The organism is Bifidobacterium imperatoris (assembly GCF_002860405.1).
Classification (GTDB): domain Bacteria; phylum Actinomycetota; class Actinomycetes; order Actinomycetales; family Bifidobacteriaceae; genus Bifidobacterium; species Bifidobacterium imperatoris.
On the sequence record NZ_NMWV01000020.1, the window covers coordinates 24,288 to 48,205 of the forward strand.

At 55.2% G+C, this 23,918-nt stretch carries 16 protein-coding genes and 1 pseudogene; 13 read left to right on the top strand and 4 right to left on the bottom strand.

What is annotated here, in order from left to right:
* The first annotated feature begins 56 nt into the window (after positions 1-56).
* From Tam1G_RS07600 to Tam1G_RS07625, 6 genes are all read left to right on the top strand, one after another.
* Entirely contained in the window at positions 57-1,631 is a 1,575-nt protein-coding gene (locus Tam1G_RS07600) for an ABC transporter substrate-binding protein (RefSeq protein ID WP_101626063.1), read from the top strand.
* A gap of 23 nt (positions 1,632-1,654) precedes the next feature.
* Positions 1,655-2,644, top strand: a complete 990-nt coding sequence (locus Tam1G_RS07605) for an ABC transporter permease (protein ID WP_207797862.1) — start codon at positions 1,655-1,657, stop codon at positions 2,642-2,644.
* Positions 2,641-3,456 (top strand): ABC transporter permease, encoded by an 816-nt coding sequence (locus Tam1G_RS07610; protein WP_101626064.1) that lies wholly within the window; start codon positions 2,641-2,643, stop codon positions 3,454-3,456. Before Tam1G_RS07605 ends, Tam1G_RS07610 begins: the two co-directional genes overlap by 4 nt.
* Positions 3,453-4,208: an ABC transporter ATP-binding protein gene (locus tag Tam1G_RS07615; protein ID WP_101626065.1), complete on the top strand. Its 756-nt coding sequence runs from the start codon at positions 3,453-3,455 to the stop codon at positions 4,206-4,208. The genes Tam1G_RS07610 and Tam1G_RS07615 overlap by 4 nt, the downstream gene beginning before the upstream one ends.
* Positions 4,205-5,011, top strand: coding sequence for an ABC transporter ATP-binding protein (locus tag Tam1G_RS07620; protein WP_101626066.1), 807 nt, complete (start codon positions 4,205-4,207; stop codon positions 5,009-5,011). The genes Tam1G_RS07615 and Tam1G_RS07620 overlap by 4 nt, the downstream gene beginning before the upstream one ends.
* 84 nt (positions 5,012-5,095) lie before the next feature.
* On the top strand, positions 5,096-8,902 hold the full coding sequence (locus tag Tam1G_RS07625) for a thiol reductant ABC exporter subunit CydD/CydC (RefSeq protein WP_101626067.1): 3,807 nt from the start codon (positions 5,096-5,098) through the stop codon (positions 8,900-8,902).
* 8 nt (positions 8,903-8,910) lie between these two features.
* Here the strand turns inward: Tam1G_RS07625 and Tam1G_RS07630 are convergent, their stop codons facing one another.
* On the bottom strand, positions 8,911-11,058 hold the full coding sequence (locus tag Tam1G_RS07630) for a sugar porter family MFS transporter (RefSeq protein WP_101626068.1): 2,148 nt from the start codon (positions 11,056-11,058) through the stop codon (positions 8,911-8,913).
* A gap of 309 nt (positions 11,059-11,367) precedes the next feature.
* On the opposite strand from Tam1G_RS07630, the gene Tam1G_RS07635 reads away from it, so the two are divergent.
* The 3 genes from Tam1G_RS07635 (at position 11,368) to Tam1G_RS07645 (ending at position 14,660) form a co-directional block, all read left to right on the top strand.
* Entirely contained in the window at positions 11,368-12,237 is an 870-nt protein-coding gene (locus Tam1G_RS07635; protein WP_101626069.1) for an aldo/keto reductase, read from the top strand.
* Positions 12,238-12,241: 4 nt separating this feature from the next.
* Positions 12,242-12,997: an HNH endonuclease family protein gene (locus tag Tam1G_RS07640; RefSeq protein WP_165781951.1), complete on the top strand. Its 756-nt coding sequence runs from the start codon at positions 12,242-12,244 to the stop codon at positions 12,995-12,997.
* A 391-nt stretch (positions 12,998-13,388) separates the two neighbouring features.
* A complete protein-coding gene (locus Tam1G_RS07645) occupies positions 13,389-14,660 on the top strand; it encodes an Nramp family divalent metal transporter (protein WP_242689710.1) in 1,272 nt (423 codons plus the stop codon).
* A 477-nt stretch (positions 14,661-15,137) separates the two neighbouring features.
* On the opposite strand, the gene Tam1G_RS07650 is transcribed toward Tam1G_RS07645, so the two are convergent.
* Positions 15,138-16,733, bottom strand: coding sequence for an MDR family MFS transporter (locus Tam1G_RS07650; protein WP_165781952.1), 1,596 nt, complete (start codon positions 16,731-16,733; stop codon positions 15,138-15,140).
* A gap of 559 nt (positions 16,734-17,292) precedes the next feature.
* Between Tam1G_RS07650 and Tam1G_RS07655 the strand changes: the two genes are divergently transcribed.
* Together Tam1G_RS07655 and Tam1G_RS07660 are read left to right on the top strand one after the other, a co-directional pair.
* Positions 17,293-18,852 (top strand): sugar transferase, encoded by a 1,560-nt coding sequence (locus Tam1G_RS07655; RefSeq protein WP_165781953.1) that lies wholly within the window; start codon positions 17,293-17,295, stop codon positions 18,850-18,852.
* A gap of 80 nt (positions 18,853-18,932) precedes the next feature.
* Positions 18,933-20,858 carry a DUF4012 domain-containing protein gene (locus Tam1G_RS07660; RefSeq protein WP_101626072.1) on the top strand — a complete coding sequence of 642 codons (1,926 nt, stop codon included), beginning with the start codon at positions 18,933-18,935 and terminating at the stop codon, positions 20,856-20,858.
* Between the two features lie 175 nt (positions 20,859-21,033).
* On the opposite strand, the gene Tam1G_RS07665 is transcribed toward Tam1G_RS07660, so the two are convergent.
* Positions 21,034-22,482, bottom strand: coding sequence for an ATP-binding protein (locus Tam1G_RS07665; RefSeq protein ID WP_101626073.1), 1,449 nt, complete (start codon positions 22,480-22,482; stop codon positions 21,034-21,036).
* A 115-nt stretch (positions 22,483-22,597) separates the two neighbouring features.
* On the opposite strand from Tam1G_RS07665, the gene Tam1G_RS11795 reads away from it, so the two are divergent.
* Both Tam1G_RS11795 and Tam1G_RS07675 read left to right on the top strand, forming a co-directional pair.
* Positions 22,598-23,173, top strand: coding sequence for a hypothetical protein (locus tag Tam1G_RS11795; protein ID WP_207553081.1), 576 nt, complete (start codon positions 22,598-22,600; stop codon positions 23,171-23,173).
* Positions 23,157-23,477, top strand: a complete 321-nt coding sequence (locus tag Tam1G_RS07675; protein WP_243394874.1) for a hypothetical protein — start codon at positions 23,157-23,159, stop codon at positions 23,475-23,477. The genes Tam1G_RS11795 and Tam1G_RS07675 overlap by 17 nt, the downstream gene beginning before the upstream one ends.
* 254 nt (positions 23,478-23,731) lie before the next feature.
* Here Tam1G_RS07675 and Tam1G_RS07680 read toward each other — a convergent pair.
* Positions 23,732-23,918: pseudogene (locus Tam1G_RS07680) on the bottom strand (integrase catalytic domain-containing protein); the annotation flags it as partial.

Genomic DNA, 23,918 nt, shown 5'->3' on the forward strand with positions numbered 1-23,918 from the left:
GGACTGCGCTCTTGCATTAAAAGAGGATAAAGAAGAGGAACAAGAGGAATACTCAGATGAAGAACACTCGCACTTTCCGTGCCATTCGTACGGCGCTGACGGCCGCAACCGCCGCCGTGCTTGCGCTTTCCCTCGCCGCATGCTCCCAAACTGGCGGCTCCACCACGGCCGGCACCAGCGTTTCCGGCGATCAGACCACGTTCACATATGCCCGTTCTGCAGCCGTGACCTCGCTCAACCTGTGGACTGAAATCACCTCCAACAATGCGTTCGCCATCGATAAGATCTTCGAACCGCTCGTCAGCTTTGATAAGAACGGCAAAATCATCGACTGGCTGGCCAAGTCTCACCAAATTTCGGACGATGGCCTGACCTACACCTTCACCCTGCGTGACGGCCTGAAGTTCTCCAACGGCAAGAACGTCACCGCTGAAGACGCCGTCTTCTCCATCGAACAGCATCAGGCTGAGAAGGACGCCGCTCTGCCGCTCACCGCAGACATCGCATCCGTCACCGCCCCGGACGAGAAGACCGTGGAAATCAAGCTCAACAGCCCATACACCCCGCTGCTCGCCGAGCTCGCCAACTTCTCCAACGGTATTGTGCCCAAGGATTTCGGCGGCAAATCCGAGGCTGACTTCTTCGCTAACCCGGTTGGCACTGGCCCGTTCGTGGTTTCCAAGTGGGATAAGTCCGGCGACCTGACCTTCACCAAGAACGAGAACTACTGGCAGAAGGGCAAGCCGGGCATCACCAAGCTCGTCTACAAGCTTGTGGAAGACGGCACCCAGGCCGTGAACCAGCTCAAGACCGGCCAGGTGGACGGCATTGAAGACCCAGCTCTCGAAAACCTCGACGAACTGGAAAACGGCAACGACACCAAGGTCGAAACCGCTGGTAGCTGGGTGACCCACACCTTCTTCTTCAACACTGCTGACGAACACTTCTCCGACGTGCATGTGCGCCGCGCGCTCGCCTACGCGCTGAACCGCTCCGACGTGACCAAGGCCGTCTCCTTCGGCCACGCGGACACCGCCAAGACTGTGCTGCCCAAGGCCATCGAATACAGCACTCAGGATTCCATCAAGCCGGTGGATAACAATCTCGCCAAGGCCAAGGAAGAGCTCGCCCAGTCCAAGTATCCGAGCGGCTTCGATGCCAAGATTCTGCTCGCTTCCGGCAACAACGCCTACTCCCAGGCCGCTCAGCTGCTGCAGTCCGCCGCCGCCAAGATTGGCGTCAAGCTGGAGATCGAATCCGTGGATATCGCCACCTTCCGCTCCCGCTTCAAGGCATTCGACTACCAGAGCATGATCAACTCCGCGCAGGCCGACTACCCGGATGCCGATTCCATCATCGACTTCCAGGCCGATCCGGATGGCTTCAGCAAGTCCTACTGGACCAGCTACTCCAACCCGGATGTCACCGCCGAGCTCAAGCAGGCTCAGGTGACCCCGGACGGCGACGAGCGCGCCGCCCTGTACGAGAAGATCCAGCAGACTCTGGCTGACGAAGTGCCGTACATTCCGCTGTACTCCCCGCAGATCGTCAAGGCCGTGCGCAAGAACGTGAACGGTCTCGAAGTGCTACCGAACAATTCCGTACGCTTCCAGGACGTCAAGATCGGCTGATTGCTAGCCGTACAATAGCCACTATGATCACATCACGACCTGCCGCCTTAGCCAAATGGCTGGGCGGCATTGTCGTTCATATGCTCCTTGTACTGGTTTTGGTCACTATCGGCGTATTCCTGATTGTGCGCCTCGTGCCTGGCGACCCCGCGCAAATGGTGCTTGGACTCAAAGCCCGCCCCGAACAAATCGCGGATATGCATCATCGCCTTGGCCTCGACCAGCCCATCGGCAAGCAGTTCACATCATTCGTCGGCACACTGCTCACCACCGGCGACACCGGCCAATCCATCGCCTACAACGTGTCCTCGCGGGCGCTCGTACTCGACCGTCTTCCGGTCTCCTTATGGCTGATTTGCTGCTCCGCAGTACTGGTTGTGGCGATTTCCTTGCCTCTCGCCATGACCGCGGCCCTCCACAAAGGCAGCTGGGTTGACCAACTGGTGCGCATTGTGCCTACCATCACCCTCGGTATGCCGGAATTCTGGGTGGGATTGGTGTTCGTGCTGCTCTTCGCGGTAACGCTGAAGATCTTCCCGGTAGGCGGCACGCAACCCGGCATTGATGGCATGCTGTATTCAATGGCTTTGCCATCGTTGACCATCGCGCTCGCGCAAACCCCGTTTATCGTGCGCTCATTGCGTACGCGGATTTTGGATGTGCTGCAATCTGATTTTGTGGTGACCCTGCGCGCGGCTCACCTACCTGAGCGCGTGATCCATCGGCATGTGCTCCGCAATGCGCTGCTGCCGGCACTGCAACTCTACGGTATGAAAATCTCGTTCCTTGTTGGCGGCACATTGGTGGTTGAACAAGTATTCGGTTTGAAAGGCGTGGGTTCGCTGCTGTTCAGCGCCATCACAGCCCGTGATTTTCCGCTGATTCAAGCCATCGCCATTTATTGTGCGCTGGGCGTGGTGCTGATTTCCGTGATTGTCGAAATACTCGGCGGACTTATTGACTACCGTGTGCGCGGTGGGGCTGAGCAGACGATGGCTGGGGGAGTGGCATGAAGCTATCGCATGACCGCTTGCCCCGCACGCTAGTTGCCGGCGTTGCGTTACTTATCGCCATCGTGTTGGCGGTGCTGATTATTCCGCTGGTTTCTCCATACGACCCCACTGCGGAAGATATCTCTTCCATGCTGCAGCCGCCGTCATTCGTGCATCCGTTCGGTACCGATCAGCTTGGCCGTGATTTGTTGGTACGTGTGGCAGCTGCGGGCCGAGTCGACTTGGCATTGATGGTTGGTGTGGAACTGATGCCATTCATTATTGGCACGGCTGCCGGCCTGATTGCTGGCTATTATGGCGGCTGGCCGAACCGCGTCATCACTTTGCTGTCCGATGCGCTGATTGCCTTCCCGTTCTACCTGCTGGTAGCAGTGGTGGCATTCGTCACCGGTACCGGCATTACCGGTATTTTCCTCACCTTCCTCATCATGGGCTGGATTATTTTCGCGCGCACGGTCAAAGGCGCCACAGCTTCACTGGCCGTCGCGGAATGGGTGGAAAGCGCACGCGTGATGGGATTCTCCGATGCTTCGATTCTGGTCCATCAGATGTTGCCGAATGTACTTTCGCAAGCGGTGATTGTGCTGGTCAGCGACATGGTGGCACTGCTCGTGGCCATCGTAACGCTCGGCTATCTGGGCCTCGGCGTCACTCCGCCAACTCCGGATTGGGGCACGATGATTGCAGACGGCCAATCCTTCCTCTCCACCCGCTGGTGGGTGTCCACTCTGCCGGGTTGCGCGGTGGTGCTGGTCGGCATTGCCTTAGCGCTCATCGGCGACGGCCTTAACGACGCGAGGAGGCAGGCATGAGCGCGATTATCACAGTCAAGAACCTTTATGTTCACGCTACAGCCAGCAGACGCGCGCTCGTTGACGACATCTCCTTTGACGTGCACCCCGGTGAAACCGTGGGACTGGTCGGCGAATCAGGATCCGGCAAAAGCCTCACTTTGCGTGCCATTATGGGATTGCTGCCCGAAGGCGTGACCCTTACGGATACGGAATCGATTACCGTAGCCGAGCAGAAGCGCCTCGCCATGATTTTCCAAGATCCAGTGTCCTCGCTCGACCCACTAACCGGAGTGGTCAAACAAGTGGCCGAAGTGCTGCGATACAACCAGCACCTCAATCGACGAGAAGCAAAAACCCAAGCCGCCGACCTCTTAATCAGCCTTGGCCTACCGGAATCCTTGCGCACTGCCGACCGTTACCCAGGGCAGCTTTCCGGAGGCCAATGCCAACGCGTCGGCATCGCGCTCGCGCTCGCCACCAAACCAGACATCCTGCTCTGTGACGAGCCAACCACCGCATTGGATGTTACAGTCCAGCTGCAAATCCTCGACCTGCTTGCTGATCTGCGCCAGCGCCTCGGCCTCACCATGCTGTTCGTGACCCACAATCTTGGTGTCGCCGCGCATCTGTGCAACCGACTCGTCGTGATGCAGCATGGGCGCATTGTGGAAACTGGATCCACAGCATCGATATTGCACAGTCCGCAACAGGAATACACGAAGCGTTTGGTTAGCGCGATTCTACCGATTCCGGGAGCGCAAGATCGATGACACAACATACATCACCAGCATTGTTCGAACTGCGCGATATCACGGTGGAATATGGCGACTTCACCGCAGTGGATCATGTATCGCTGAGCCTGCCGAGGGGTGAAGCCATTGGCATCGTGGGGGAGTCCGGTGCGGGCAAATCCACGCTCGCACGCGTGGCAGCCGGGTTGATTGCGCCGGCAACAGGTCAAGTGCTGCTTGATGGGGAGCCGCTGGCACCGATCCATCGCACACGCGAGCAACACCGCCGTATTCAAATGGTGTTCCAGAATCCTGATTCCTCACTGAATCCGAGTCACAGTATCTATCGCATTCTTTCCGAAGGCATACTACTGCATCGCACACTTGGAGCCAGTGGAGTGAGACCTTCCCGCGCAGCTATTACCCAGCGATGCCTCGAGCTGCTGAACATGGTCGGGCTGTCAGATGCCGACATCTTTTCCCGCCGTCCGCAAGCCTTCTCGGGCGGCCAACGCCAGCGTATCGCCATCGCCCGCGCACTCGCCGTGAATCCGGACGTGCTGATTGCCGACGAACCCACCAGCGCCTTGGACGTCTCCGTACAGCACGAGATTTTGGACCTGCTGGCAGCGTTGCGCCAAACCCAAGGCTTGAGTCTCATGCTCATCACCCATGATTTAGGCGTGGCCAACGCACTATGCGATGGCATTATGGTCATGCGCGGCGGCACAAGTGTAGTTCACAAATCAACAGAAGAGTTTTTCGCCGATCCAGGTCCTCAATATGCGCAAGATCTTCTTGCCGCAGCCCGCAGCGTCAGCATCACGCCCCAATCGGTGTGACCTATTTCGCTACGGGCAAGGCTGGCGTGTGCAGGGCTTTTCCATTACGGTGAAAAAGACTGGTGACGCACATTGAGGGGAAGCATGTTCGATAAGCGACTATTTCAACTGACGCCGGGGCTCGGAAAGCTCGTGGCCGGCAAAGTGGCTTTGATGTGGGTAGGATTACTCGCCAATATCGGCTTCGTACTCTCGTTGGTCATGCTGCTGAGCAATGCGCTGACCGCAGTCGATCCGCCGCTCTACCAATGCGATAACACATCACCTGACGCGTGGCCGTGCCCCACACCGCTGCAAGAAGTAGCCGGTAACAGCGTGCTTCCAATGGCCGGCGACATCATGTTTTACGTATTGCTCGCGCTCCTATGCGCCGCCGTGCGGTACACCACTACCACGCACGCCACGCGACTCGGCACTGAAGCCGCCGAACGCGTGAAACTGGCCTTGCGCTCCAAACTGTACCGTAAGATGCTGGCGCTCGGCCCCTCCTATGCCAGCCGGGTCAAAACCTCGGATGTGGTGCAGTCTGCCGGCGAGGGCGTGGAACAGATTCAAAGTTTCTTCGAACTGTTCCTGCCACAACTGTTTTATGCGATTCTCGCACCGCTCACCTTGTTCGTGGCGATTGCGCCGATTGATATGCCCTCCGCGCTGACGATGCTGCTCTGCGCGCCTCTGATCATCATCGTGACTGGCATGGTTTCGATGACCGCCGCCCGCGCCTTCAAGAAATACTGGGGTCGCTACACCGACATGGGTGCGGCTTTCCTCGACAATCTTCAAGGCCTTGAAACCCTGAAAAACTTCGACACGGACGACCGTGCCGCGGCTGAAATGGACAAGAAGGCCGAAAACTTCCGCGTAATGACCATGCGTGTGCTGCAAATCCAGTTGCGCTCCTTAACCGCTATGGACGTGGTGGCTTATGGCGGTGCGGCGGCCGGCATTGGCGTGGCGCTTTGGCGCTATGCGCATGCCCGCGTGTTTGATTCTGGCTTGTCGATGGCATTCCTTGCCAGCGAACTGCCCAATCCGTTGAAGTATGTTGCCTATGGTTTGCAGTACTTACTGCCCTTCGGCATCGGATTCCCTCTGACCTTGACCGGTCTGCTGTTCATTGTGCTGCTATCCGCCGAATTCTTTATCCCGATGCGCCAGCTCGGCTCGTTCTTCCATGTGGCCATGAATGGTATGACCTCCACCAAGCGCATTTTCGCACTGCTTGATGCTCCTGAACCGGCACATGGTACCGCTGTACTGCCGGCTGCATCAGCCGTTGACGGCATTACCGTGGCGTTTAATCATGTCAGTTATTCGTATGATTCGGCATCTGCGGCGCAGAATGCCGCAGGACAGCACAGCGAACGCGCGATTCCGGCGCTTACTGACGTGTCCTTTATCGCATATCCCGGCAGGCTCACTGCCGTTGTGGGCGTCTCTGGTTCCGGCAAATCCACTGCCGCAGCATTGCTTGCCGGCATATTGACCGGATACCAAGGTTCGCTGACACTCAGTGGTTGCGAAGCCCGTGAACTCACCGGTGAAACGCTTGCGCGCAATGTTACGTTGATTGGTGCCAGTAGCCATCTGTTCGCGGGTACGCTGCGTGACAATCTAACGATGGCGTTGCCTCAGACCGTGATTAATGCTGATAATGCAGAACGTTCCGATTCTGCGGTGAGTAACCGACTGTGGCAAGCTCTCGAACAGGCTCGCATTGCTGACTTTGTGCGCAGTCAGCCGAATGGTCTTGACATGGTGATTGAACCGGATGCTGCCAACCTGTCTGGTGGCCAGCGCCAGCGTATCGCCATTGCTCGCGCGTTGCTGCATGATTCACCGGTGTTTGTATTCGATGAAGCCACCAGCAGTGTGGATGTGGAATCTGAGGAGTTGATTCTCGCCACTATTCGCGAATTGGCGGAATCTCGCGGCAAAACAGTCATTATGATTACGCATCGCATGGCTAATGCCGAGCATGCCGATCAGATTGTGGTGTTTGACCATGCTCATGCTGTGGAAACCGGCATCCATGCTTCGCTTATGGCTGCGAACGGTCGCTACGCTGAACTCTTCACCGCCCAAGCCAACATTGAACACTTCGCCGACGCACATGCGGCCCCCTCTGATGAGGGAACTTCCGGTCACAGACTGGGTGGGGGAGAGACTTCCCGCGATAAGGATGCACAACCCGCAGCGCACACCATCTCGCTCACCACATTCCAAACAGTCAAGCGCTTGCTCAACGTGGCCGCACCGCTAACCCGCCTGATGGTTGCCGCCACCATCTCCGGCTCCATCGGCCACTTGGCCGCAACATTCCTCCCGGTATTCGGCATTGTGGCGGCATTCGCTATTGCCGGCCATCCGGTGTGGGGCATGGGAGCAGCTCCTGCCATCATCGGCATGATCATTTGCGCGCTCCTCAGAGGCATCACTCGATATGTCGAGCAGTATCTCAACCATAATGTGGCTTTCCACTTGCTCGCACTCTTCCGCTCCAAAGCGTTCGCAGCCCTTCGCCGCCTGGCTCCGGCCAAGCTCACCGGCAAAGGCAAGGGTAATCTCATTGCCATGCTCACCACTGATGTGGAACTGCTGGAAATCTTCTTCGCGCACACCATCAGCCCGGTAGCCATCGCCGTAACCACCACCATCGTGTATGCGATTATCGCCGCAACCTTGAACCCGTATATGGCACTTGCGCTGATTATCGCGCATCTGGTTATCGGTGTAATCATTCCAAAATTCTTCGCCACCGGTGTGCACAATCTTGGCCCGGCCATCCGCGGAGCCGCAGGCCAGCTCGATGATGTGATGCTCGACGATATGCGCGGCATCGATGAAATCATTCGCTTCGGCCGTGGTGAAGATCGAGCCCGCGCTATAGAAGATCGCACTCGTGCGCTCTGGCGTGAACATGCCAAACTCAGCCGAGTCAATGGTCGTTTTGCCGGCATTGGAGGCCTGCTGGTCTTCCTGCTCAATACTGCGGCCATTGCCATAGTGCTTAAGCTTGCCACGGCCGAACCCATCAGCATTCCAGCACTGGTCACCGCTTTTGTGCTGTTCACCAGCTCGTTCGGTCCCACTCTGGCATTGAGCGCGTTGCCGGCAAACCTCACCCAGACGTTCGCCGCAGCCCGCCGACTCTTTGGCATCATGGACGAATCCCCGGCCGTTACCGAAACCGGTACCGCCGCTCCTCAATACGAGGGCATGCAGCTCAACCGCGTCACCTTCACCTACCCCAATGCTGGTACCGAACAATCAGCCACAGCATTGCCGATTTTGAAGGACTTTAGCCTTGATATTCCGCGCCACGGCATTCTCGGAGTGCAAGGACCGTCCGGCCGCGGCAAATCCACCATGCTGAAACTGCTGATGCGCTACTGGGATCCGCAATCCGGCCAGGTCCTGTTCTCCGGCACACCGCTGCCTGAAATCAACGCCCATTACCGTCGTCATGTGCAAACCATGATGAGTCAGGATACACATCTGTTCGACGGTACTATTCGCGATAATCTGCTGATCGCATTGCCGGAATCAGAAATCGATGCGGTTTCTGACGCTCATCTGCGAGACGCGCTCGCCAAAGCCTCGGTATTGGAACTGATTGATTCCTTGCCGGACGGTCTCGATACTGAAGTGGGCGAGCTTGGCGATCGCCTTTCGGAAGGCGAACGCCAGCGCATCGGATTGGCTCGCGTATTCCTCCGCAATGCTGATCTCATCCTCTTTGATGAGCCCACCAGCCGTCTTGACGCGTTGAACGAGGCGATAATTCTGCGATCGATTCAGGAAGCTGCTGCAAGCCGGAATACGGCCGTGGTGCTTGTCTCTCATCGAGAATCCGCCATGCGTATTGCGGACGCGACTCTCACGCTCTAAGCGCTGAGTTAAGCCTTGATCAGCGCATCCAGTGAGTCAAGCGCCCGATTGATCGCCTTGGTTTCGCGTGCGTCTTCGGCTGCATCATAGGCCGGAGACGTGGCATCAGACAGAATCACGCCTTGTGCAAGCTCGTTGTCATGAGCCCTTTCCAGTGCGGAAATCGAAACATTGCCGCTAGTAGCCGATGCTGGATCGCCTGCATTCACAACCTTTGGCGGCTCAGGTACTGTGCCCTGATCAGGCAGCGGCATAGGAACCGGCTGAGTCATCGCACTTGCGTTTGCTGCAGCATGTGCAGCGGCGAACGCAGTCGCATCTTCAATATTGATTGATTCATCAACGATGGCATGATTATTTGCGGCAATGGCATTGGCGTTGCCGGCAGCATAATCAACCGGATGATTGGTGGTTGTGACTGCGGCTGAGACGATAGCGGAATGAGCGGCTGCAAGCGTATTGCCATGCGCGCGAGTCACGTTCTGATCCAGCGTGTGACGCAATTGCTCAGCTCTTAGCTGTTCCGCCGCATCATGCTGCGCGGTTTCGCGGCGTACTGCCGCAGCGCGTTGCTGAGCTTCCAATGCGAACACTTTCTGCTGTGCGGTAACGCGCGCTCGTTCAGCCGACGCCATAATGCCCAATGCCTGCAATCGCTCGTTTTCCACGCGTCGCAGTGTCGCCTCAGCATGGCGAATATTCGCATCAGCGGAACTTAGCGCATACTTTGCGGCCGCCATCTCGGTTTTCGGCTGCCACAAATGATCGATTTCCTCCAACGTGCGGCCCATCGTCTCCGGCACAAGCGTGATAATGCCAAGCAAACAAATGAGATTCAGCATGCTGAAGATTGCAAAGGAGATGCCACCGCCCCAGCCATCGATCATCATCGGCGAGAACTGTGCGATCAGCCAATTGGCAGACAGCAGACACATCACGCACAAGCCGGTTGCACGTCCGCGCAAGTATGTGGGGAACAGTTCAGGAATTACGATCCACGGAATCGGGCCCATCGAGAAAGCGAAAGACACGGTGAACGCCATCACGAATATGAGCGTTAACAGCGGGCTGCCGATAGCATAGGAAATCGCGATGCATAGTGCGAACGCGCACATCATGCCGGCGCCGACCTCCATAAGACGCTTACGGCCGAACGTGTCAATCAAATACAATCCCACAACCGTGGAGACCAGTTCAACACCGCCAACGCAAGCGGCCGTCAGGAATTCCTTATCACCGCCGAAGCCCAAATCCGCGAACATCACCGGGCCGTAATAGGAAATAGCGTTCATGCCGACCAGCTGGTTGAACACGGCCAGGAAAATGCCGATGCCCAATGCCTTGCGCAAGCCCGGGCGGAAAAGATCATGGAATTCGTTCGACATCTCGTTTTCCAAGCGCACCGAAGCGTTGATGTCATCCACGCGCAGGCGTGCCCGCTCGGTGCCGAGAATATGCTCGAGCACGGCGAAGCCTTCATCGGTTTTACCCACCTGAATCAGGAATCGTGGGCTTTCCGGGGCGCGCAGCATAGCGAGCAGAAAAGCGGCGGCTGGAATGGCACCCAAGCCCAGCATCCAACGCCAGCCGGTAGTCACATCCCAAAAATCCGTGCCATACGAGGCGATGATGTAGTTGATTACATTGGTAAGGAATACGCCGCAGACGGCGAGCATTTGGTAAGAGAACGAGAGCAAGCCTCGAATATGAGTAGGTGCCGACTCCGTAATATACGTGACCGCTAGTGCTGCGGTAAGGCCAATGCCATAGCCTCCGATGACGCGAGACGCAATCAGATCGATGGGACCCACCGTGAGTGAGCTCCAAATGGCGGCAACGAAGAAGAACATTCCGCCGATGATAAGAATGCGTCGTCTGCCGAATTTGTCGGAAAGGAAGCCTGCCGCAGCAGCGCCCACTATGGCGCCAATCATGATTGAGGAGATAACGAACCCTTGCATGACGGTACTGAGTTCGTAACGGATGCGAAGGAATTCAATGGCACCAGAAATAGACACAGTGTCATAGCCATACAGAAGACCAGCGAGACCAGCGCTCAGAGCCAAGCCGAAGGTGTATTTACCGGAACCTTGCGTGCGAATGGCTGTTCCCAGAGGGTTGGTCTGTTTAGTGGCATCCTGAAATAGACCCGCCATGTGCTCTTCCTCTCAATACAACGTGGGGGGACTCAGATAATAGTAGCCGCAGCACGTAGTTTCGGCTCGGAAATATCATAAAAATTGATAATTATTTGAGCTTAGTCAAGTGCAGTGCGGTGGTTGATATGGCGCAGCATGAAACATGCCTCCATTGACTACGTAGTTCAGCTGATCGTGGATTGCCGGTTATAGTGCTTCGCTCTTGTGGTACGAGCCGAAAAAGCTGGAAGAACCGTGGACTCTTCTCGGCAGGCGGGGAAGCCGTGTACAGTGGCGTGTAGTTAGCCGCAATCAAGGAGCATCGTCATGACCAATGGGCACATCAATCCCGCCAACGTACCAGACATCGCGTTGAAAGACGGACATTCGATTCCGCAGGTAGGCCTCGGTGTGCTGCGCATCGACGACGATGGCGTGACCCCGGTGGTCGAATCCGCGCTCGCCGCCGGCTACCGCCATATCGATGGAGCGGCAGGTTACAACAATGAGGCCGGCGTGGGCCGTGCGCTCGCCGCCACCGGCTACAACAAGGGTGCCGCTCGTGAGACTCTGTGGGTCACCACCAAGTTGCGCGACTCCCAGCAGGGCTATGATTCCGCGCTCAAGGCGTTCGATGATTCCCTGAACAAGCTGCAGCTCGATTATGTGGACATGTACATGATTCACTGGCCAACCCCGTTCGATTGGCGCAGCGCCGACACCTGGAAGGCGTTCGTGAAGCTGCGCGAGGAAGGCCGTGCTCGCACGCTTGGTGTGTGCAACTTCATGCCCGCCGATTTGAAGCGTCTCTACGATGAAACCGGTTCCTGGCCTGCCGTGAACCAGATCGAGCTGCACCCCACTTGGCAGCAGCGCGAAGTGGTGGCCTACTGCAAGGAGCACGGTATTGCTGTGGAAGCCTACTCGCCGATGGCTCGCGGTGCTGATCTCAATGCTGGTAACGGCACGATTGAGCGTATTGCCGAAGCGCATCAGGTGAGCCCAGCTCAGGTGATTCTGCGCTGGCATATCGAAAACGGCACGATCATTATTCCGAAGTCCGTGCATGCCGAGCGTCAGAAGGAAAATCTGGATTTGTTCGGCTTTGCGCTGACCGCCGAGGAGCATGCGGCCATCGATGCTCTGGACGGCCCGACCCGCGCCGGCCACGACCCTGCCACCTTCACCTACGCCTGATTAGATGTCACGCCGCTCTCGTGCACGTTCCGCGCATTTCCGCCGCGGATTCAACGCATCGAACCCCTTGGAACGCATCCTGATTCTGCTCGTGATTGCCGCCATCGTCGGTGTTACGGCAGGATTACTGCTGCCGGAGGTGAGCCCCACCGCGGCCAAAATCACCGGCAACTACACTGCCACCGGTTCGGCTGCGGACACTCTGAACCAGCTCACCGTGGACGATAACCAAAGCTCATCCGGCTACGACCGCGACTCCTTCGGCTTCCGCGAAACCGACACCGACGGCAACGGATGCGACGCCCGCGAAGACGTGCTCGCCCGCGACCTGACCGACGTGCAATACAAATACGCCGGCTCCTGCCAAGTGGCATCCGGCACCCTGCAGGACCCATACACCGGCCAGACCATCCACTTCGTGCGTGGCCGAACCACCAGCGCCAAAGTACAGATCGACCACGTAGTGGCCCTCGAGAACGCGTGGCAATCCGGTGCACGCGACTGGTCCACCGCCGAACGCCACCAATTCGGCAACGACCCCTACAATCTACTCGCCGTGGATGGCCCCGCCAATCAGGAGAAAGGTTCAGCTTCCGCCGCCTACTGGCTGCCCACCAATGCCGATTACCGCTGTGATTACGTGGCTCGGCAAATCGGAGTCAAAGACAAATACAAGCTCACCGTGACCACGCAGGAAAAAGATGCGATGCTCGCCGTGCTCCACACCTGCCCCGGGCAGGCGGTGCCGGCTGATGAATAATCATTGAATAATCATCGAGAATAATCATCGATTGTTCCAGCGTATTGACTCAGAAACATGCTGACGCTATAACAGGGGCCGGTATATGAGAGAGGCACACGAATACATGAGCGCCAACGAGAACACGAATAATTCCAAGGATTCCGCCAACTTCACGGGCCAATCCACCACTACATCCACAAACCACAAGCACACCGCCAATCAGCACACGCCGCGCACCAACGACCCCACCATTGCCAGCAACACGCACGGCCGCGGCTACGGCCGTATGCACACCATCGATAAACGCCGCACCATCCACCCCGAACAGGAGCGCCTCACCGCCAAGCATCCTGAGCTCAACATTGTGGACGCCGAAACCGCGGCCAGCATTGAGCGCGGCGATGCCGAAATCGACAAGGAACGCGCCGCCGCCCGCGCGCAAGGGCGTGGTGGTAAGACGGTGGCTCATCATGGTCATGCGCTCGCAGGTATTCTGGGGCCTGCGTTCGTGGCCGCTGTGGCATACGTGGACCCAGGCAATGTGGCCGCCAACGTCACCTCCGGCGCGCGCTACGGATACCTGCTGGTCTGGGTGCTGGTGCTCGCCAACGCTATGAGCGTGCTTATTCAATACCAATCCGCCAAGCTGGGCATCGTGACCGGCAAATCTTTGCCGGAACTGCTGGGCGAACGCATGCATGACGCCGGACGCTTTATGTTCTTCATGCAGGCCGAGGTCATTGCCATTGCCACTGATTTGGCCGAGCTGATCGGCGGTGCCATCGCATTGAACCTGCTGTTTGGTTTGCCGCTGTTCGTGGGCGGCGTGGTGATCGGCGCGGTTTCCACCGTGCTGCTGCTGTTCGAAGGCGGCAAGACACATCGTCTGTTCGAGAAAATGGTGATTGCCCTATTGCTGGTGATTACGTTCGGCTTCATCGCCGGCCTGTTCATCGCTCCGCCAAATCCGGCTGATGTGGCAGCTGGTCTGATTCCGCACTTCACCACCACGGATTCCGTGTTGATGGCATCCTCCATGTTGGGCGCCACTGTGATGCCGCACGCAATTTACTTGCATTCCACGCTGGTGAACGATCATTACGCGGGCGGGCAGGAGAAACCGTCCATCAAGCGTTTGCTCGACGGCTCCAAGGTTGACGTGTTCTGGGCGTTGCTACTTGCCGGTACCGTGAATTTGAGCCTGCTGATTTTGGCCGCCAACTCTCTGTACGGCATGAAGGGCACCGATTCGATTGAAGGTGCTCAGCATGCGATTGTCTCCGTGCTTGGCCCGGTAATCGGTACGATTTTCTCCATCGGCTTGTTGGCTTCCTCGCTGAGCTCCACTTCAGTGGGTACGTACGCTGGCTCCGAAATCATGCATGGATTGCTGCGCATCAAGGCTCCAATGTGGGCTTGCCGTGTGGTGACCTTGGTGCCAGGACTGATTGTGTTGTGGTTTGCGCCGAACCCCACCGAAGCGTTGGTGATTGGCCAGGTGATTCTTTCCGTGGGTATTCCGTTCGCCATCATTCCGCTGATGCGCTACACGCATGACAAGCAGCTCATGGGCAAATGGGTGGACGGCCCAATCAAGCACGCTATCTTCATTGCCGTGGCTGTGCTGATTATCGCGTTGAACGTGCTCCTCATAGTCCTCACCTTCCTCGGCAAAGCGTGAACACGTCCCTCGTCCCTCGCGGTTGAGGATTTCTCCTCGGCCAAACCGACTCATCGGGCCAACAATTAATTAGCCGACTCGGCTGATTTGTTTGGCCTGCCTGAGTTGCCCGACCCGGCTAATCTGTCTGCCCCGGCCAATTTGGCCGAATTGGCGGTACTGTCCGACTGAATACCTATTTGACTGTAGGATTTCCAACACTTTTTAATACTGTGTATATGTTGACTGTAGGATTTTGGACATTGACTGTAGGATTTCCAACGAAATTCGTTCAAAAACCTACAGTCAACGTTAAAAACCCGACAGTCAGTGTTCGGAAACCTACAGTGTTTGTTTAATAACCTACAGTCAGTCGGATAGTTGCTGGACTGGGGGTGGACAGGTCGCGGCCGGCAACTATCCGACGCTTAACGTCAGTTAGCGGCCAACGCACGCTTCAAACGCTGGCACTCCGTGAATCGGGATGGGAAGGACACCTTAGCTCAGGACGTTCCTTTCTACGCGCTCCAACCGTTGGCGCAGCACGCGCAGGGACACGGCATCGCGCATGTGGCCGGCACCATCTCCGCGCACCCCGAACGCCACCATGAGCACCATCACAAAGCAGATGCCTGCGGAGATACGCAGCGCCCATTGAATGCCGAAAATGGAGGCGGCAACTGTGGAAGCCCCGTTACTGTGCTGCCATGCGGCAAACGTCTCCATCAGGATCACAAGCACCGGCGCACCCACGGCGCCTGCAATCTGACGCGCGGTGTTGGTCACCGAGGAGCCGGCCGAAACCTCATCCGGCCCGTTCAGGCAGTTCAAGGACCATGTGGTGATGGGCATGAGCAGGAATCCCATACCGATCTGGCGCACGAACTGGCAGATGGATACCCACCAAATCCACGTATCCATAGACACCAAAGACATGCCAATGGTGCCCACGGTAAGCACGATGGAACCGAACAACGCCACAGGCCGCGCCCCGAAGCGGTCCATTGCACGCCCGCCAAAGAACTGGGAAACGCATTGGCCGATGGCACCGGGCAGCATGATCAGGCCGCTCATCGTGGCTGAAAAACCACGGTCGGTCTGAATATAAAGCGGCATGATCACCAGAATCGAGCTAAAGGCAAAGAACGCCAATGAAGCGGTGATGGTACCCACGGTGAAGGAGCGGTTCTTCAGCACTCGCAAGTCGAGCAGCGCCGGCTGGGGGAGCGGCTCGACGCCCGCGGCCTTGGCTTCGCTATAGCGGCGGCCGTGACGCAGGTTCCGCAGCACGAACCACACGATGCCCACCAGGCCAACAAGCATTGGCCCCCATACCGCAGGAGCCGCAAACCCGTAGGCCTCCGAGTTGGTGAAACCGAACATCAGCCCGCCAAAACCAATTACGGACAGCGACACTGAGAAGAAGTCAGCGCGTGCGGATGGGTCGTGCGAGCCGAAGTTATGCAGCCAGAACATGGCGGCGAGCAATGAGAGCACGCCGATAATCGTCATGGTCAGGAAGATGGATCGCCAGCCGTTGGCGTCGGTCTGCCAGCCGCCCAGCGTCGGTCCGATAGCTGGAGCCACACTCATGGCCATGCCCACGGTACCCATTGCGAATCCGCGTCGAGACAGGGGGTAGATGGAGAACACGGTGATCTGCAGCACCGGCCACATCACGCCCGTGCCCGCCGCCTCCAGCACGCGGCCGAGCAGCACCCATATGAAGTTCGGCCCGAGCCATGCCATTACTGAACCAAGTGTGAACACCGCCATTGAGCAGATCACGATTTGGCGAGTGGAGAAGCGACGGGTCAGGAATGCGGTGAGCGGTACCATAACGCCCATCACCAACTGGAATACGGAGGTGAGCCATTGGCCGGTGGTTACGGAAATGCCGAATTCGGAAACGATGATCGGCAGTGCCGAGCTCAGCTGCAACTGGGTGAAATTACCAACGAATGTGATGAATGTAAGAATGGCGATAGAAACGAATGCGGCTCGGCTCAACTTGCCGTCCACATAGGATTCCTCTTGACTCAGTACTCGCTGCAGTTTGCTTGTACGATTCTTGATTCTGCTCTCTCCAGCCACACCAACTCCACTTCTGCGCTCGGCCGGAAAAGCTGACTGGCTATATGCGATGGGATTGGAGACTTTGCCTGATCCAACCCAAATAGCAAACAACTGTTGCAGAGCCTATCTGCTTACTGTTGCCGATACGCTGTGTGCCGCCATATGCTTCTGTGCTTGGCCGGGCAGCCCCCTTGGAAAGCACGAATATACACTACGCCTCAGGGTGGTCTGTCTTGTTGAAGCTCGCCACGCCGCAAAGCCATCCCCTCGTGCGCCGAATCAAAGGGCGTATCTTCCACCCTTATATGCAAATGGGGCCACATGCCGATTAATGCAGGCTCAATAAAGGTTTGGTAAAGCGTTTATTCGCCTAAATCACCCCGAAAAGCAACATTAAACCCCCTATTTGTGCCCCGTTCTTTGTAGGATGCTGTAATAGGCCCGTTTTCTGGAACATGACTCGAAATGCGAATGAGAACAGCCGGTTGAGGCGTGTATGAGTTTCGAGAAAGCAAGGGCCGCAGACAGAGAGCAAGTAGTGAAGAAGAGGATGTCCGTAATGGCGTCAGCAGAACGTATGTCGCATTCTTTGAGTGGGCAAAACACGCAAGAGGCGCGGACTGCTCAATTGGCTGATCAACGTCAAGAGCAGTTGTCTCGCGTATTGTATTGGCGTTTCTTTGTGAACCTGGCGTTGATGCTTATTGATGCAGCGATGTTCGTTGTGGCTGGGGCTACTGTGCTGAATTTGCGCAATGAAGCTTCGCCGTTCTATTCTGCCAGCTTCAATTTCACTATGAATTCAACGGTGTACCTTATTGTTGCTGCGATATTTTGGATTTATTCGCTGCATGCTATGGGTGTTTATCACCGTCATGTTATGGGTGATGGGTATCAGCTGAATGCACTCTTGTTTAAGAGTGTCATTATGTGCTGGGTTATTCAGTGCGCTTTTGATTACTTCTTCAAGTTTGATTTGACGATAACCTCGTTGAGCCTCATGGTGCTTGGCGGCTGGGTGTTGACTACTGTTGAGCGAGTATTTACGCGTTTGTTTATTACGCGCAGTCGTCGTAAGGGCGAGTATGCCTATGGCACGGTACTGGTGGGGTCGCCGTCTGGTATTGGCCGCACGCTGAAGTTTTTGAGCAAGCGTGAGCAGCTTAATTACCGGCCTGTGGCAGTGTGCCCGATTCGTATCAATCATGAGACCGATACCATTGAGCCGGATTATGACATTGATCAAATGCAGCGGGATATTGCCTTGAACTGGGGAACTCCGCTGCCGGTGTTGGAATATGCCGACCGTGAGCTTGCGGAAAAGATTGTTGGCATGAATGCGCAAACGGTGATGGTGACTGATGAATTGCACCGTTACTCGGATAATTACAATATTTTCTCCGTGCGCATGGAGTCTCTTGGTCTTGAGATTGCGATGGTTGCTTCTGCTGCTGATACGTCTAACCATGAGTTGTCGGTGCGTTCTATTCAGGGCACTACGATTATTACGCAGCGTCTTGCTCAGTATTCGCCGAGCCGCCGCATGATGAAGCGTGCGCTTGATTTGGTGGTTTCTGCGTTGGCGATTGTGTTGTCGCTGATTATTACTATTCCGGTTGCTATTGCGATTAAGTTGACTGATGGTGGCCCTGTGTTCTATAAGCAGGTTCGTGTTGGTCTTCGCGGTAAAACGTTCGAGATGTTCAAGTTCCGCTCTATGGTGACTAATGCGGATGCGTTGAAGAAGAAGCTTGCGGAGGAGACTGGTCAGACCGATCGTTTCATCTTCAAGATGAAGGATGATCCGCGTATTACTAAGGTCGGTCATTTTATTCGTCGTTTCTCTATTGATGAATTGCCGCAGTTCCTTAATGTGTTTATGGGCGATATGTCTGTAGTGGGTCCGCGCCCGCCGCTGCCTGAGGAGTATGCACGTTACAACAAGCTGTATGCCACTCGTATGCTGGTGAAGCCTGGTATTACTGGCCCTTGGCAGGTGTCGGGCCGTTCTGATCTTTCCGCTGAGGAAAGCGAAGCCTTGGATGTGGCCTATGTGCAGAATTGGTCGGTACTGGGAGACATTGTGCTCATGTTCCGCACGGTTGGCGCGGTATTGAGCCATAAGGGCGCGTACTGATATAAGCGTTTTGTGCAATTGAATCCAGATCATTATTGGATTTGAATATGCAGATTTGTTTGATGCTGCAGAGGTGAGATATGGCAGAAATGCCGAATGATGTTCAGAAACTCAACGAGCCACCGGAGCCTCCTGCGCAGCCTGAATTAGGCTATATGGCTGCGAATGATGATTCCGCTAATGAATCTGATTCGCAGGTGCAGGATCAACCGGGCCAGCATCATTCCCGCCGTCGGCGTCGCATGAGTGCGCGGCATATTCGCCGTATTCGTAGACGTCGCAGGATTCGCCGTATGCTTATTGGCCTGGGTGTTGTTCTGCTGTTCGTAGCTGTGCTGGCGGTATGGTTCGCCTGGTCCGCTATGAAAACCAAGAATGAAGTGCAGCAGGCTGTATCTGTGGCCACGAGTATGCAGGAGTCGCTGACGAGCGGTGATACGGATGCTCTGAACAAATCTATGGAAGATTTTTCTTCTCACGCAAGCGCCGCCTATGATCAGACCAGCTCCATGTTGTGGAAGGTGGCATCGCAGGTTCCGTATTACGGTGATGATATTCGTGCTGTGCGTACTGCGGTTACTGCTATGGAGAATGTTTCTTCTCAAGCATTGCCTTCTTTGAGGCAGGCGTCGTCTGCTTTGAATATGAGCGATGTTTCCGTAAGCAATGGAGTGGTTGACGTCTCAGGTTTGACGAAGTATTCTGCGGCACTGCAGAAGGCTGATACGGCTATTGAGAGCGCTGAACATGATTTGATTGGTGCTCCTGATCCGCATATCGCTCAGATTTCTGATGCAATGCAAAAGGCCAAGAATTACATGCACACGTTGTCCGGCATGGTGCATGATGCGAATGTGGCTGTGCAGGTCGCGCCTAAGATGCTGGCTAATGATGGTTCCACGCGCACGTATTTGATTCTTGCCCAGACGAATTCGGAGATTCGCCCTGGTGGTGGTTTGCCTGGTTCATGGGGTGTGATGACTGTGAGCGGAGGCAAGGTTGAGCTTGAACCGTTCATTTCTGGTGGTTCGATTCCTTGGTTTGATGAGCCGGTGGTGGATCTTACTGCCGAAGAGCGTACGCTGTTTACCGACAAGCTGGGCCGAGTGGCAGTGGACGTGAACTTTACCCCTGATTTTCCGCGTACCGGCGAAATTGCTAAGGCTATGTGGAAGGCCCATGCTGGGCAGGATGTGGATGGTGTGATTGCCATTGATCCAGTGTTCTTGCAGAACATGCTGAAGGTCAGTGGCGGCGTCACTCTGGAAGATGGAGTGACGTTGGACGGCACCAATACAGCTCAATATTTATTGAATCAGGTATATATCGATAAGCCTGAAGATCAGCAGGATGCGTATTTCTCTGCTGCCGCTGGTTCTGCATTTAGTCACATTATGGCGAATGCGCAGGATGGTAAGGCTTTCCTGAAAGCTGTGACTACTTCCGTGGCACAAGGCCATATGAAGGTGTGGAGCGCGCATGAGGATGAGCAGGAGCTGTTGCTCAATACCCCAATTTCCGGGGCATTGAAGACTGATGCGGCTACGCCAGAAGTGGGAGTATTCTTCTCTGACCTTTCTCAAGCCAAAATGGATTGGTACTTGAAGCGTGATGTGAGCGTGAAATTCGATAAGGTGGCGCCTGATGGAGCCAACCAGTACACGGTGCATGTCAAGCTCACCAATATGCTGACTCAAGATGAAGTTGGGCAGCTGCCTCATTACATTGTGGGGCCATTCTTGGAGGAATTGCAGGCTGGGCAGATTGATACTGCTGTATTTGCCTATGCGCCTGCCGGTGGACGTTTAGTGGATTGGAAGTCCACCGATGGTAAAAGCTATGACGGCGTGACCACGCACAATACGCTCACGGTTGGCGTTAAGAAGCTGGTATTGAGCCCCGGCGAATCCTATGAGGCCACCATTCATGTGGAAGTTGCGCCTGACGTCAAAACTCCACTGGACATCTACCAGACGCCGCAAGTAGAAGGCCGTACTGACGAATAAACTTCAGCCCCTAGGCTTGTGATGAGGGTGTTTTGCTTTTCTTTTGATTTTAAAATCAAAAGAAAAGCAAATGGCAGGCAAAAGGGGAATCGTTGGAATTCCGCCGTTTTGTGTGTTTTGATTGCGTGAAATCGGTCAACGAGTCAAAAGAAAAGCAAATGGCAGGCAAAAGAGATTATGCCCAGTATGGTAAGTATCGGATGTACCGTTTCCCCGCATCTGGATCTGCGATTTTAAGCAAGTGATCATCCAAGCATGTTTTGATAAGACGGGAAATCTGTGATGTGCCACTCTGTGGCAATGCAAACCGTTCGCGGAGACTGGTATTGGTCATCGGTATTCGTTGTGCATACTGTACGCAGGCGTGCCAGTATGCAGCGTCCATACGTTGTTCTCGTGTGAGTTCTCGGTATGGCGTCGCCTGCATAAGGGTCACTCTCATATTGTCTCCGGGTTCTTCCACCTGCGGAGCTGGGAGATGATGTTGTTCACAATCGAGGACCACTTTATCCCAGCCGGATCCTGCTTCTTCGCAAAGCTGTAGACGGCGACAGATGGCAGCCATTTTCTCATTGCGTGAATGTGGCGGATCGTTGAGTAATCGTGCAACATCCACTAGCGAGCGTCCGGGGTTGGTAAATTCAATACGATTATCAAAAATGCAAACCATAGGTCCAGCTCCAGTAATGGAGAGGTCCTGATGAATAAGCATGTTGGCGGTAAGTTCACGCAGTGCCGTGTGCGGGAATGCGCGTAACGTGACTCGGCGTGCCCCTTGGATAATTTCCTGTTCCGGAAGTAGCGCCTCTATGTATTCAAGCATCTGGTCTAGCTGCGCATAGCCGGAATTAAATGTTTTACTGCGCGAAGGTGCGATAGGGGAGGAGCCATCGTACCGGATAACACGTAGCGCTTTACGTGAGACGGTTGGAAAGTCGTTGAGATTCCTAGCGAACAGCAACGCTCCAAGATTGGTGATGGCATATGTGCCTGAATCCTGAGGGAAAACAAACTGTTCGCTTTCTAGCAGGTGCATGGTTTGTTCGATGGAAGTGGTTTGTGGAATGCCGAATTCCTGACGGTACCAATCCGTGTCTAATTTATTGAGTACCTCATCATCGGTAAGACCACTAAGAGCGTATTGGAGTTCAAAAACCTCGGCTCGGGTCCGGCTCCATAGTTCTTCCTCGCGCTTTGATCCATGTTTGAGCTCTTGCGTTGATGAACCGGTGCGGATGTAGGCGAGCCCTTGCCAGAGCACAGGGCGATATTGTGCCGGCCAGATGCGCAGTAGGATGAGGTGTTTGCCAAATGCCTCGGCAGATTCGAATCGGAATTCAACATTGTCGGATAGGTGTTGGCGGAGCCAAAGTTCCAGCTCTTGATTGCCGACCTTAGTGGTTTTGGGATTGAATGCAGTTCCGATGAGCTCATGAGTGGCATCGTCGATGCCCCATACCTTGTATGCGAAGGTATGCCCGAGCAAGGCTGCGGAATTGGCGAGTGCGGAAATATCGCGGCCGATTCGGTTGGGGTCGGTGTTGCTGTGCTTGAACTCGAGGCATTCGTTTTCGCTGTCTTGTCTGGCTAGTGCCGTGATAAGAGTGATGATATCTTCGGGCATGCTGTTTCCTTGGGGACGTGATTTGGCACTGTGATTAAGTTGTTCTGTTAACCATAGTAGTTTCTTTTGATTTTAAAATCAAAAGAAAAGCAAATGGCGAGCAAAAGAGAAATCGTTGGAATTCCGCCATTTTGCATGTTCTGATTTCGTAAAATCAGTTAACGAGTCAAAAGAAAAGCAAATGGCAAGCAAAAGAGATTCGAATGCTTGTTCGAAAATGTGGATAACTTGGCAAGCTCGGACCACATACCTCGTTTTAGATAGACAACGCAGTGTGACATTCGTTAGCATCAACGCACCCAACTCTATCGGGGATACTTCAACAAAGGAGTTGATGCAAGTGAACTTGCCAAGTATACTTGTGCCTATCGGGGGTGAAGATCCATTGATTCTTCCCTCCGCGCATCGAGAACATAAACATGGTGAACCGTCGATTGCTGATGCTGATATTTTGCATGTCTATAGACATGGCATTGAAGTCGATGTCAACACTAGACGTGTTCCACCTACGCATGTACTTGTGGGAACCGGAACTTCGGGCGCTATTCTCTATGAGATAGGCGTCATTGAACGCGAATGGATCCCGGGAGTACATGAGCACGTCATCGTGCATGCTATGCGAGCACGGCTGACTTATGAAATGAAATGGCTTACTTTGCAGTATTCCGAAGGTGATGATGATGCGATTTGAAGATTATTCCCCAGAAATGCAGGAGAAACTGATTGCATTGGGCAACGCTGCCGCAGATGCGATTGAGGAGAAAACCGCGCCAAATTCGGGTATTCCGGAAAATGATCCGGATTTTTCGCCGGATTTGGAGATTAGCAGGCTGTTGAACCGCAGAAAGTCTGAGCTTGAGACTATTGATGCCCGGATTGCGCAGATGGTGTTAATTATGCGTCAGCGTGGCCAGTCATGGGAGACCATAGGTCACAAGCTTGGCATTACCGGCGAAGCAACTCGCCTGCGGTATGCCAAGCTGATGAAGCCGTGAGAGGTTTGGTTGCGTAGCGGGTCTTTTAGAACCTTTTAGATTGTTTTAGATTGTTTTAGAATTCGACCCGGAGGTTCGGTTTTCGCAGTTGGGCGTCGAGTATTTCAGGCTCGGCGGCGAAAACCCTCAGCAGATTTCCCTGTGCCGCGCATAGCAGGTTGATAGTTAACTGTGTCATACTTACCTCGAGGTGCCTCATTTGAAAATGAGCGCGTAATCCGGAGTGGTGCCTCACCTGTGGTGAGCGTGAAATCCTAGTCCGCGTCGGCTTGTGGGGTTTCGTCGTCTTCCGGTTCGACGCCCGCGATCCGGGCGAGCGTCTTGTTCAAGTATGCCATGTCCGGGCCCATGCGTCTGGCCAGCCGCGCGGTGCGCGGTGCCGCCAGTGCTTCGAGCCGGTCCTGGATGTCGTGGATGCGGCGGACGAGCTCGGCCGGGTTC